Below are 12,752 nucleotides of genomic sequence, written 5' to 3'. Positions count from 1 at the left end.
ATCGTTGAGTATCAATCGGTGCGTACCTGCCCAAGCCCAGAGTGTGTGCAACTGGCCGAGGCCGATTACGCCGAGTTGCGCTCGGGGCGCACGCCGCTATGGCAGCGTCTGCCGCGGGTCAGGCTGGCGGGCAAGCTGGCGCTGTTTGTCAGCGCCGTGTTTGCCGGGGCGACGACGCTGGGCACTGTTTTGCTGCCGTCTATCGACTGGCAGGCCGGCGTGGTCATTTGGTTGACCGGCAGCCTGTTGAGCTCGGTGGCGATTGCCTGGCTGCTGCGCCCACTTAACGCCTTGACCCGCCGCGCTCAAGACGTCGGCCATAACCCGCTAAGCCAGCACATCTATACCGGGCGGCGGGATGAGATGGGGCAGATCGCATTTGCCCTGCAGATGCTCGAAGCGCAGACCGGCGCAATGGTGGGACGTATCGGTGATGCGTCGCAACGCCTGGCCGGGCATGCCAGTGAGCTGGTCCAGCACCTCGAAAGCAGCCACTCCAGCACCCTTAGTCAGCAACATGAAACCGATCAGGTGGCCACGGCGATTCATGAAATGAGCGCCAGCGTGGCGCAAGTCGCGAACAATGCCCAGCAAGCCTCGCAAGCGGCTGACCGGGTCGAAAACGAAACCCGTGAAGGGCATGAGTTGGTGATGCAGAGCCGCAGTTCGGTGCAGCACCTGGCAGGCGAACTGGTTCGGGCAACCGAGGTGATCCACCACCTGGAAGGCCACAGCAGCGACATTTCATCGGTGCTGGAGGTGATTCGCAGCATCGCTGAGCAAACCAATTTGCTGGCGCTGAATGCGGCGATTGAAGCCGCCCGGGCGGGTGATCAGGGGCGTGGCTTTGCCGTGGTGGCTGACGAAGTGCGCAGCCTGGCGCAGCGCACGCAGCACTCAACCAACGAAATCCAGCAGATGATCCTCACCTTGCAAGACGGCGCCCGGGCCGCCGTGCAGGTGATGCAGCAAAGCAGCCAGCATGCTGAAAACAGCGTCAGCCAGGCGCAGTTGGCCAGCAGCGCACTGGACGAGATCACTCAACAGGTGAAAAAAATCACCCAGATGAGCGTACAAATCGCCTTGGCGGTGGAAGAGCAAAGCGTGGTCAGCGAAGACATCAATCGCAACATTGCGGGTATTCGCAGTGCCGGGGATGTCACTGTGCTTGCCGGGCAGCACAGCCATCGCAGCTCCGGTGATGTGGCAGAGCTGGCTGTCAGCCTGCGTTCATTGGCGCAAGAATTCTGGCAGACGCGGCGTTAGCGCTTACAGCGCTTCGCGCCGGATGAGTTGCATGCCGAACTTGGCGTAAAGCTGACGGGCGGGGTGATTGTGTTCCATGACCTTGAGGTCGACACAGGCTTCACCGCGCTGCTGGAACGCACTGAACACCTGATTGAGCAGGGCGCCGCCCAAGCCTCGTCCTTGCAGGCGCGGGTGTACCACCAGGTCCTTGAGGTAAGCGCTGGTCCAGGCCAGGGCCACGCCGACCACCTGGCCGTCGAGCAGGCTGACAAAACACAGCTGCGGGTCGTATTCAGCGTCATGTTGCAGGTCGTGCTGCCAGCGCTCCAGCGGTTGCAGGTCACCCTGACCTGCGCCATAGCCCTGTTCCAGCAAGGCGTGCACGCGGGGCAGCAGCGCCGGGGTGAGGGCACTCAGTGCAATGCCCTGCGGCCACGGCACGGGTGTCAGAGACTGGCGCAGGTCTTTGCGCAGCAGCAAACAGTGGTCACTCATTGAACTCAGACGCCTTGCTCGGCCACGGTACGGGCGGCAAGGATCAGGCATTGCGTGAGTTCCGGCGAGGAGAATTTGGTCAGCACCGCATTGGCCCCGGCCAGACGGGCTTTTTCGCTGTTCATCGCACTGTCGAGCGAGGTGTGCAGCAGCACGTACAAATGCGCAAAGTCCGGCGTCTCGCGCACGGTCCGGGTGAAGGCGTAGCCGTCCATCTCGGACATTTCGATGTCAGACACCAGCACATTGATTTGCTCTGGCGTGCCGTGCAGTTCCAGCAAGCGCTCAATGGCCTCTTTCGCGCTGCGGGCCGTGTGGCAATGCAGACCGAGGTTGCGCAGGGTGATCACCGATTGTTGCAGCGCCACCTGGCTGTCATCGACCACCAGAATTCGCGCCTTGGCCAGCAATTGCGTGTCTTCCCGGCTGAGGGCTTCAGTGTTTGGCTCAATCCGGGCGGGCGTGATGCCATGAATCACTTTCTCAATGTCCAGCACCTGCACCAGCGCGCCGTCCACTTGCGTGACGCCGGTGATGTACGAGCGCTTGCCTGAACCGTAGGGCGGCGGGCGGATATCGGTGCTCAGGCAATGCACGATTTTGCTCACTGCCTGCACGTGCAAGCCCTGCTTGGAACGACTGACATCGGTCACGATCAGGCAGCCGCCGTCGGGATCGAGCAACGGTTGCTCGCCAATGGCGCGGCTCAGGTCAATGACCGACAGCGAGGCCCCGCGCAACACCGCAATGCCTTTCACATGGGGGTGCGACTCGGGCATTTTGGTCAGCGGCGGGCACGGAATGATTTCGCTGACCTTCAACAGATTGATCGCCATCAGCTTGCCGCTGCGCAACGTGAACAGCAGCAAAGACATCGAGTCGGCGCGGGCGTGGGTGGATGACATAAATACCTTCTGAGATAAGGGCAGCAATACAGGGTTATCGACCCGAGCGGCGAATCCTGTAGGAGGGCCGCCCCGTCTTCGACGCCGCGCTGTCGCGCAGCAAACAGGCCACCGAGTATCTTCAGCATCCCCCAATCGGTTCCCTCTCCTTCGGGAGAGGGCTAGGGTGAGGGGGCTTAGATCTAGATCAAAAGATCGCGAGCAAGCTCGCTCCTACAAAGCCTTTAAAATCAATCACTTATTTTATGTTTGATAAGAGGGGTCGCCCCGTCTTCGACGCCGCGCTGTCGCGCAGCAAACTGTTATGTGTCTACTCTTATATTTGCGTGAGGCAGAGACCGTAGCCAGCACTGGTGTGTTTGCACCCGAATAAGAGAGTGGTCCGTACGGTATCGGCGTGGAGTCATTGTCGGCACGGCTTGCCGTGACCACGTATAGGAGAGTGAACCCTTTCGCCACCGTACAACTCGCGCACCAATATTTTTAACTGAAAAAACAATGGGTTATTTCATGTTTGATAGGAGTTGACGAGGTACGAAGGCTGCGATCTTTGAGACGCAGATTAAAAAAATCGCAGTCTTCGGCAGCTCCGCCGGGCGTGTTGATAAGGTCTTATTTCAACCCCAAACGCTTGGCCATTCGGCCCAGGTTCGCCCGGTCCAGGCCCAGTTCGCGGGCGGCGCTGGCCCAGTTGTGTTGATGACGCTCAAGGCAAGCGCTGATCAACTGACGCTGGTAGTTCTCCGTGGCCTGGCGCAAGTCACCAATGACCGGCGGTAGCGGCTCTTGCTCTGCCACTGCAGGGCCGTCCTGCGGCGTCGGCAAGTCCAGGTCTGCGGCGGTCAGGGTCAAGATGCGCGGCCGGGTTTTGCAGTTGCCCAATGCCTTGAGGGTGCTGCGGCCGATCAAGTGTTCCAGTTCGCGCACATTGCCCGGCCATGAGTAATGCAGCAGCGCGGTCTGGGCATCCGGGCTCAGGCGCAAGCTGCCCAGGCCCATGCGCGAGCGGTTTTGCTCCAGAAAGAAGCCGCTCAGCAGCAACACATCGCGCCCGCGCTCGCGCAGGGCGGGCACGTTGAGCGGGTAGACGCTCAAACGGTGATAGAAGTCGGCGCGATAGCGACCGCTGCGCACTTCTTCTGCCAGGTCGCGATTGGTCGCGGCAATCAGGCGCACATCGACGTGGTGTTCCTGATCCGAGCCCAAGCGCTGCAATTGCCCGCTTTGCAGCACGCGCAGCAGTTTGGCTTGCACCGTCAGTGAGAGCTCGCCCACTTCGTCCAGAAACAACGTGCCGCCATTGGCCAGTTCAAACTTGCCACGGCGGTCGCTGGTGGCTCCGGTAAAGGCGCCGCGCACATGGCCGAACAGTTCGCTTTCGACCAGGGTGTCGGGCAGGGCGGCGCAGTTCAGGCTGATCATCGGCTTGTCGGCGCGCGGCGAGGCGGCATGAATGGCTTGGGCGACCAGCTCTTTGCCGACCCCGGTTTCGCCTGTGATCAACACCGTCAGGTCGCTGTTGCCGACCAAGGCAATTTCTTCGAGCAGGTGTTTATGGGCGGCGCTCTGGCCAATCAGCTCTTTATTGGGCAAAGGGTGAGCCTGGCGATACAACTCGGCTTTTTGCTGCTCATCGGCCACCCGCAGGGCCAGGCGCTCGATACGCTGGGCCACATTGACCGTGGCGGCAGCCAGGCTGGCAAAGGCTTGCAGGGCATCCAGCTCAATGGGTTCGAAGCGTTTTGGGTCCAGTGCATCGAGGGTCAGCAGGCCCCAGGGGCGTTCGTCGACGAACAAAGGGCAGCCCATGCAGTCGTGAATCTCCAGGTGCTCGGCCAGCCCGTCGACCAATCCGTCATACGGGTCGGGCAATTCGCAGTTGTTGGGAAAACGCGTAGGGCCGGGGCTGCTGAGCAGGATTTCAAAGCGCGGGTGCTCGCTGATTTTAAAGCGCCGCCCCAGCGTATCCAGGCTCAGGCCGTCTACCGCCAGTGGCACCAGCCATTCGCCGTCCAGGCGCAGCAGGGCCGCGGCGTCGCACGGCAGCACGGCGCGCATGGCTTGCAGCAAGCGCCGGTAACGTTCGCTTTCGGGCAGGTCGCGGGACAAGTCCGCTACCAGCGGGAGCAGGGCTGTGAGAAGCAATTTTGCAGTCATTTTGACCTCGTGTAGTCGAAGTGACTATAGATCAGCATGTGTCATAGTGACTACATTGTTTTTAAGTGTTTGATTTTAAAGGGTTTAAAGGTTGGCACGAAAACTGATGGTTAAACGGTAATCCATTTTTACCTACATGTTCAGGAGTCAACTTTATGCTTACTGCTCAAGACCGTGCCATCGTTAAGTCCACTGTGCCGCTGCTCGAAAGTGGTGGCGAGGCGTTGATGACACACTTCTATAACATGATGCTCACCGAATACCCGCAAGTGCGCCCGCTGTTCAATCAGGCTAACCAGGCCAGCGGCGACCAGCCACGTGCCTTGGCCAATGGCGTCTTGATGTACGCCCGGCACATTGACCAACTGGATCAGTTGGGTGACCTGGTGGCGCGAATCATCAACAAACACGTTGCGCTGCAAATTCTCCCGGAGCACTACCCGATTGTCGGCAGTTGCCTGCTGCGGGCCATTGAAGAAGTGCTGGGCAGCGACATTGCAACCCCACAGGTGCTGGCCGCCTGGGGCGCCGCTTACAACCAGCTGGCGGATATCTTGATTGGCGCAGAGGCTGCCATTTACGACGAAAAAGCCGCTGCACCGGGTGGCTGGCGTGGTGGCCGTGCTTTCAAACTGGCCGCCAAGCTTGAAGAAAGCGCAGAAATCACCTCGTTCTACTTCCGCCCGGTGGATGAGCAGCCGATTCTTGAGTTTGAACCTGGCCAGTACATCGGCCTCAAGCTCAACATCGATGGCCAGGAAGTGCGTCGCAACTATTCGCTGTCGGCGCTGGCCAAAGTGGGTCGCTACCGGATCAGCGTCAAGCGCGAGCCGGGCGGTGTGGTGTCGAACTATCTGCATGACCGGCTGCAAGTGGGCGACATCGTTGAGCTGTTTCCGCCTGCAGGTGAGTTCACCTTGGCTGCCAGCGAAAAACCTCTGGTGTTGATCAGCGGCGGGGTGGGCATCACGCCTACGTTGTCGATGCTGGAGGCGGCGCTGGCCACGCAACGGCCGATCCGCTTCATTCACTGTGCGCGAAATGCACAGGTGCATGCCTTCCGTGGCTGGATTGAAGAACTGGCTGCGCAGCATCCGCAATTGCAGCGCTTTTATTGCTACGAGCAAGCAGACCCCTTGGCTGACCACGTGGGGTTGCTGACGCAAGAGGTGCTGGGCGAATGGCTGGGCGAGGAGCGCGATGTCGATGCGTATTTTCTGGGGCCTAAAGGCTTTATGAGCGCCGTTAAGCGTCATTTGAAGGCGCTGGGCGTGCCTGAGCAGCAAAGCCGCTATGAGTTCTTTGGGCCGGCTGCGGCGCTGGAGTAAGCGCCAGGGTTGTATACGTCGCTGCCGGCGTTAAAGAGGGTTGTGGGGGGGCTTTGAGATAACGGCTTGCTCCGCAACCCTTCGCAGCCTTCGGCAGCGACTACGGATTTGTGTACGACGACTTAATCATCTATTAATCCTTCTGCGACACCTTGCCTACACAGTTCTCCTACATTCAGGTCGTTGTTCTGGGTGTAAACTGCGCGCCTTAGTGGCTGCGGCTTAACTCCAAAATAACCTGGCAAAGGGAAGCAGGATGACGGATGAAATGATACGACTGAGCCGCGAGAAGCGCTTTTTGGTCTTGCTCGGGGTTATCTGTCTGGCGCTGATTGGTGGCGCGTTGTATATGCAAATCGTGCTCGGTGAGGCGCCTTGCCCGCTGTGCATCCTGCAACGCTACGCTTTGCTGTTGATCGCGATCTTTGCCTTTATCGGCGCGGCGATGCCGACACGGCGCAGCCTGACCATTTTTGAAGTGCTGGTGGTGCTCAGCGCCATAGGCGGGGTGATCGCGGCCGGGCGGCACGTGTTTATCCTGGCCAACCCTGCGGTGAGCTGCGGCATTGACGTGCTGCAACCGATCGTAGACGGCCTGCCACTGGCGACGGTGTTCCCGCTGGGCTTTCAGGTTGAGGGCTTCTGCTCTACGCCATACCCGCCGGTGTTCGGCCTGTCGCTGGCGCAATGGGCGCTAGTGGCCTTTGTGCTGACCAGCGTGCTGGTGCCGTTGGGAATCTACCGGAACCGCAAAAAACACGGCTAAAACGCCACGTTTGGATTGATCCGCCCCGCACTTTTCCTGAGAATGCGGGGCGTTTTTTTGTCCGCGCAAAAATGTCAACAGGATGTGAATCGGCACACTAAAGTGATAGCTGACTTGTGCGACATATTGTCACGCTAAAAGTGTCGCAGAGAGCGATTCCTGTAGGACAGGTGAGCACGAATTACGTTCGGAGCGATTTATCCCCTGATCGTTTTTTTTGCAGATCAGATGATTGAAATTGCCCTTGGGCGTCTCCATGGGAATCGGCTGTAAGCCTCTTCACTTGGGCGTTTGGGGGGATTCACCCGCCCTGTGCGTGCGCCAAAAAGGGGCATATCAGCTGCGGGCTTTTGACGTGCTACATGCATTTTAAGGAGGCATATGCCGGTGTAATGGGCAACAATAGTGAGGGATTGTTACCGAAGTCGTGAAGAATTATTTCTGGATGAGACATGGTTTGTAGAGAGCTTCCTAACTACAATCGCCTGCACTGAACGTCCAGCCTGCTCACCTCCGAGCCCAAGCGGGTAGTCGGCGGTCGTCTGGGCAGTTCACAACAGGCGTCACATGCGACTCCCAGGTACTGGCAACCCTTCTAAGTTCCGCCACAAATGGAATTGTCTGTAGTAAGGCGATTGACCACGTATCGAATAAGAAATCACTGCTAACCCGGGATTGCGTATTCACCTGAAGGTGATGAGCAGGCATTTATTCAAGCCCGGAAAAGAGCCAACCCTTGGTAGGGTGAAGTGTTGGCGAAAAAAACCAACTGCATTGTGCAAGCTGTTTTAGAGGTCGTGAGATGACTAAAAAAAGGTACCCCAGACTCCTTGGCTTATTGCCACTTTTCGGCACGTTGCTGCTGGGAGGCTGCAATTGGACATTGCTCGATCCGGTGGGGCAGGTAGGGATCGAAGAGCGGAATCTGATCATCACTGCAACATTGCTGATGCTTCTGGTCGTGGTCCCGGTCATCTTGATGACCCTGATCTTCGCGTGGAAGTATCGCGCGTCGAACAAAAACGCCACATACGCTCCAAAATGGTCGCACTCCACCAAGATCGAAGTCGTGATCTGGACTGTGCCAATTCTCATCATCATCGCCCTGGGCGTGATTACGTATAAGTCGACCCACGCGCTGGACCCTTACCGTCCGCTTGAGTCCGACGTCAAGCCGGTCACCATTGAAGTGGTAGCACTGGACTGGAAATGGGTATTCATCTACCCGGAGCAAGGTATCGCTACCGTTAACAAGATCGTGTTCCCAGCCAACACGCCTGTTAACTTCCGCATTACCTCTGACTCTGTGATGAACTCGTTCTTCATTCCAGGTCTGGGTGGTCAGATCTACGCCATGGCGGGTATGACGACTAAGCTGCACTTGATTGCCAACAAAAACGCAGAGATGGATGGCATTTCGGCCAACTACAGCGGCGCTGGCTTCACTGGCATGAAATTCAAGGCGATCGCGACTTCCGAGGAAGATTTCAACGCCTGGGTAGCTGAAGTCAAAGCATCACCTAAACAGCTTGATAACGCTGAGTACGCGGCGTTGGAAAAACCAAGCGAGAACAACCCTGTAGAGCTCTACTCCACCGTTACTCCGAACCTGTTCCAGCTCATCATCGACAAGTATGAAGGGATGAACCCGGGCAAGTTCGTGAAGCACGAGAAGAAAGAAGAGTCCGGGACCCAAGGTTTGGACAACACCTCGAATTCAGCTGCCGGGGCAGAGGAGTAAACGATGTTTGGTAAATTAAGTCTGGACGCCATACCGTTCCACGAGCCGATAGTGATGGTTACCGTCGCTATGATTCTGCTCGGCGGATTGGCGCTCGTCGCTGCAATCACGTATTTCAAAAAGTGGAACTACCTGTGGTCCGAATGGCTAACGTCAGTCGACCACAAGAAAATTGGCGTGATGTACATCATCGTTGCCATGATCATGCTTCTGCGCGGCTTTGCCGACGCCGTCATGATGCGTACCCAGTTGGCCATGGCCACCGAGGGTTCACCTGGCTACTTGCCGCCTGAACACTATGACCAGATCTTCACCGCTCACGGTGTGATCATGATCATCTTCATGGCGATGCCATTCTTCACCGGCCTGATGAACCTTGCAGTGCCGCTGCAGATCGGCGCGCGTGACGTTGCCTACCCATTCCTGAACTCCCTGAGCTTCTGGCTGCTGGTATCCGGTGTGGTACTGGTCAACCTGTCGCTGGGCGTCGGCGAATTCGCCAAAACCGGTTGGGTTGCTTACCCGCCTCTGTCGGGCCTGCAGTACAGCCCTGGCGTGGGTGTGGACTACTACATCTGGGCGCTACAGTTATCAGGGCTAGGTACGACGTTAACCGGGGTGAACTTCCTGGCGACCGTGCTGAAAATGCGCGCTCCAGGCATGAAACTGATGGACATGCCGATCTTCACCTGGACCTGCACCTGGGCAAACGTTCTGATCGTGGCTTCGTTCCCGATCCTGACCGCTACCCTGGCACTGCTGACGCTTGACCGTTACCTGGATTTCCACATTTTCACCAACGAACTTGGTGGCAATCCAATGATGTACGTGAACCTGTTCTGGGCGTGGGGTCACCCTGAGGTATACATCCTCATTCTGCCGGCGTTCGGGATCTTCTCTGAAGTCATCTCGACCTTCACTGGCAAGCGTCTGTTCGGTCACCACTCGATGGTTTACGCCTCCGGTGCGATCTCGGTACTGGGCTTCATGGTTTGGCTGCACCACTTCTTCACCATGGGTTCGGGTGCCAGCGTCAACGCCTTCTTCGGTCTGGCGACGATGCTGATTTCCATCCCGACGGGTGTGAAGCTATTTAACTGGCTATTCACCATCTACCGCGGCCGTCTGCAGTTCACCAGCCAGGTCATGTGGACCTTGGGCTTCATGGTGACCTTCGCAATCGGTGGTATGACCGGCGTACTGCTGGCCATCCCGGGTGCTGACTTCGTTCTGCACAACAGCCTGTTTGTAATTGCTCACTTCCACAACGTGATCATCGGTGGTGCTGTATTCGGCTACATCGCTGGTTTCAGCTTCTACTTCCCTAAAGCGTTCGGCTTCAAACTGAACGAGAAGTGGGGCAAGGCTGCATTCTGGTTCTGGATCATCGGCTTCTTCATCGCCTTCATGCCGCTCTATGCACTGGGCTTCATGGGCATGACCCGTCGTCTGAACGCCACGACCAACCCTGAGTGGGTGCCTTACCTGTACGTTGCTGCGGTTGGTGCTGCCCTGATTGCTGTGGGTATCGCTTGCCAGTTGATCCAGCTGTACGTCTCGGTTCGTGACCGTAACAAACCAGAGAACGCCTGCGAATTCGGCGATCCATGGAATGGCCACACCCTGGAATGGTCGACTTCGTCGCCACCTCCGTTCTACAACTTCGCTGTTGTGCCAACCGTTCACGGCATTGACGCATTCACCGAAGCCAAAGAAGACGGTACTGCTTACAAGGCTCCGGCCAAGTACTCGCCGATCCACATGCCTAACAACACCGCTACCGGTGTGGTAATGGGCGCACTGCTGACCGTGTTCGGTTTCGCAATGATCTGGCACATCTGGTGGCTGGCTATCGCGAGCCTCGCTGGCACCGTTGTGTACTTCGTTATACACGCTGCCCGTGATGACCAAGGCTACATGGTGCCGGTGGAAACCATCGAGCGCATCGAAGCCGAGCAGCACAAGCGTCTGTTGGCCGCCAAAGTAATTCCGGCCGACCGTGTTGAAACCAAGTTGGGGCAGGCATAAACCATGTCGAACATAGCGACCAATGCTGGACACGCCCATGACCATGGGCACGATGACCACCATCACGACGCGGGCGAGACTACCGTATTCGGTTTCTGGCTCTACCTGATGACCGACTGCATCATCTTTGCATCGCTCTTCGCGGTATACGCAGTACTGGTAGGTAACGTAGCGGGTGGCCCGTCGGGCCACGACATCTTTGAACTGCCGTACGTGCTGGGTGAAACCGCACTGCTGTTGTTCAGTTCGATCACGTATGGCTTTGCCATGCTCGCGTTCTACAAAGGCAACAAAGGCGGCGTTCTGGGCTGGTTGGCCATTACCTTCCTGCTGGGTGCCGGCTTCATCGGCATGGAAATCAACGAATTCCACCTGTTGATCTCCGAAGGTTACGGTCCGCACCGTAGCGGCTTCTTGTCGGCGTTCTTCACCCTGGTCGGTACCCACGGTCTGCACGTGACCTGCGGTCTGATCTGGATGGCGATCATGATGTATCAGGTCAACCAACACGGCCTGACTTCGACCAACAAAACGCGTCTGAGCTGCCTGAGCTTGTTCTGGCACTTCCTGGACGTGGTGTGGATCTGCGTATTCACCGTTGTTTACCTGATGGGGACTCTGTAAATGGCTAACGCACATTCTGACGGCGCGAACCACGGCAGCGTGAAGTCCTACGCAACTGGCTTCATCTTGTCGGTGATCCTGACCGCAATTCCGTTTTGGCTGGTGATGAACCCGATCCTCGCCAAATCGACCACTCTGGCGATCGTTCTGTTGACCGCAGTGATCCAGGTTGTTGTTCACCTGGTGTACTTCCTGCACATGGACCGTTCCCCGGAGCAACGCAACAGCGTTGCAGCGCTGGTCTTCTCGGCGCTGGTTATTGTTCTGCTGGTGGGCTTGTCCCTGTGGATTATGTTCAGCATCCACGCTGAAATGATGGCGAAGTGAGGTAAACCCGATGTCCTTTAAGCACTTTATCCAAATCACCAAACCGGGGATCATTTTCGGTAACGTGCTTTCTGTGGCAGGTGGGTTCTTCCTGGCCTCGAAGGGGCATTTTGATCTTGCCCTGTTCCTGGCTGCGGTGATTGGCACCTCCTTGGTGGTGGCGTCCGGTTGCGTGTTTAACAACTGCATCGACCGTGACATCGACATCAAGATGGACCGCACCAAAAACCGCGTACTGGTGCAAGGCCTGATCTCGGCCAAGGTGGCGTTGCTTTACGCCACCTTGCTGGGGGTTGCAGGGCTTGTGCTGCTGTATCGCGTGGCCAACCCGCTGGCGGCCTTGTTCGCCGCGATTGGCTTCGTGATCTACGTCGGTTTGTACAGCCTGTACTTTAAGCGCAAGTCGGTACACGGCACGCTTATCGGCAGCCTGTCGGGTGCAATGCCACCGGTTATTGGTTACGTCGCCGTGAGCAATCACTTCGACATGGCCGCACTGACTTTGCTGGTGATGTTCAGCCTGTGGCAGATGCCGCATTCGTACGCTATCGCGATCTTCCGCTTCAATGATTACCTGGCCGCATCGATTCCGGTGTTGCCAGTGAAGCGCGGGATCAAAGTGGCCAAGAAGCACATCCTGCTATATATCCTCGCGTTCCTGATCGCGACCCTGATGCTCACCCTCGGCGGTTACGCCGGCATGAGCTACATGGCCGTGGCAGCCGCGATGGGCATGTACTGGCTGTACATGGCGTGGACCGGCTACAAAGCCGTCGACGACAAGGTCTGGGCACGCAAGCTGTTCGTGTTCTCGATCTTCACCATCACCGCCCTGAGCGTCATGATGTCCCTGGACTTCAAAGTGCCGACCGAGTTGCTACTGACTTACGCGCACTAAGCCACCAGGCTTAAAAAACCCCGCCTTCGAAAGAAGCGCGGGGTTTTTTTATGGCGGTTGAAAACCCATCAGTCATGGATGCAGGCATATGGCCGAGGGGCAAATCTTCGGAAAGCTACGCGTACTACAAACCAAACGGATCCTTCTGACAGGGTAGTTCCGCACCCCCTCGGCATACTGGCTGGGCACCGCTAACTGGCAATTTGACAGTTAGCGGGCACTCAACCTTCCTCCA

Annotated in this window: 10 protein-coding genes and 1 pseudogene; 8 read left to right on the top strand and 3 right to left on the bottom strand. The window is 57.5% G+C overall.

The annotated features are described in order from the left end of the window. Nucleotides 1-270: 270 nt before the first annotated feature. A pseudogene (locus GHO41_RS30630) lies at nucleotides 271-1,266 on the top strand (methyl-accepting chemotaxis protein); the annotation flags it as partial. Nucleotides 1,267-1,269: 3 nt separating this feature from the next. On the opposite strand, the gene GHO41_RS00805 reads toward GHO41_RS30630, so the two are convergent. From GHO41_RS00805 to norR, 3 genes are all read right to left on the bottom strand, one after another. Continuing rightward, a complete protein-coding gene (locus GHO41_RS00805) occupies nucleotides 1,270-1,743 on the bottom strand; it encodes a GNAT family N-acetyltransferase (RefSeq protein WP_153432644.1) in 474 nt (157 codons plus the stop codon). A 5-nt stretch (nucleotides 1,744-1,748) separates the two neighbouring features. Continuing rightward, complete coding sequence (locus GHO41_RS00800) at nucleotides 1,749-2,648, bottom strand: chemotaxis protein (protein ID WP_153432642.1); 900 nt, start codon at nucleotides 2,646-2,648, stop codon at nucleotides 1,749-1,751. A gap of 612 nt (nucleotides 2,649-3,260) precedes the next feature. Beyond that, nucleotides 3,261-4,805, bottom strand: a complete 1,545-nt coding sequence (gene norR / locus GHO41_RS00795) for a nitric oxide reductase transcriptional regulator NorR (RefSeq protein WP_153432641.1) — start codon at nucleotides 4,803-4,805, stop codon at nucleotides 3,261-3,263. Nucleotides 4,806-4,960: 155 nt separating this feature from the next. Between norR and hmpA the strand changes: the two genes are divergently transcribed. From hmpA to cyoE, 7 genes are all read left to right on the top strand, one after another. After that, complete coding sequence (gene hmpA, locus GHO41_RS00790; RefSeq protein WP_153432639.1) at nucleotides 4,961-6,133, top strand: NO-inducible flavohemoprotein; 1,173 nt, start codon at nucleotides 4,961-4,963, stop codon at nucleotides 6,131-6,133. A 256-nt stretch (nucleotides 6,134-6,389) separates the two neighbouring features. Beyond that, nucleotides 6,390-6,899, top strand: a complete 510-nt coding sequence (locus tag GHO41_RS00785) for a disulfide bond formation protein B (protein WP_048367150.1) — start codon at nucleotides 6,390-6,392, stop codon at nucleotides 6,897-6,899. An 802-nt stretch (nucleotides 6,900-7,701) separates the two neighbouring features. Then, nucleotides 7,702-8,640 (top strand): ubiquinol oxidase subunit II, encoded by a 939-nt coding sequence (gene cyoA, locus GHO41_RS00775; protein WP_048367149.1) that lies wholly within the window; start codon nucleotides 7,702-7,704, stop codon nucleotides 8,638-8,640. Between the two features lie 3 nt (nucleotides 8,641-8,643). After that, nucleotides 8,644-10,668 carry a cytochrome o ubiquinol oxidase subunit I gene (gene cyoB, locus GHO41_RS00770; protein WP_048367148.1) on the top strand — a complete coding sequence of 675 codons (2,025 nt, stop codon included), beginning with the start codon at nucleotides 8,644-8,646 and terminating at the stop codon, nucleotides 10,666-10,668. A 3-nt stretch (nucleotides 10,669-10,671) separates the two neighbouring features. Next, nucleotides 10,672-11,292 carry a cytochrome o ubiquinol oxidase subunit III gene (locus GHO41_RS00765; protein ID WP_048367147.1) on the top strand — a complete coding sequence of 207 codons (621 nt, stop codon included), beginning with the start codon at nucleotides 10,672-10,674 and terminating at the stop codon, nucleotides 11,290-11,292. Next, nucleotides 11,293-11,619, top strand: coding sequence for a cytochrome o ubiquinol oxidase subunit IV (gene cyoD / locus GHO41_RS00760; RefSeq protein ID WP_019408632.1), 327 nt, complete (start codon nucleotides 11,293-11,295; stop codon nucleotides 11,617-11,619). A gap of 10 nt (nucleotides 11,620-11,629) precedes the next feature. Next, nucleotides 11,630-12,517, top strand: a complete 888-nt coding sequence (gene cyoE / locus GHO41_RS00755; protein WP_048367145.1) for a heme o synthase — start codon at nucleotides 11,630-11,632, stop codon at nucleotides 12,515-12,517. Nucleotides 12,518-12,752 lie beyond the last annotated feature (235 nt).

The organism is Pseudomonas sp. FSL R10-0399 (genome assembly GCF_009600165.1).
Classification (GTDB): Bacteria; Pseudomonadota; Gammaproteobacteria; order Pseudomonadales; family Pseudomonadaceae; genus Aquipseudomonas; species Aquipseudomonas helleri.
This window is presented reverse-complemented; position numbering and strand designations above follow the sequence as displayed.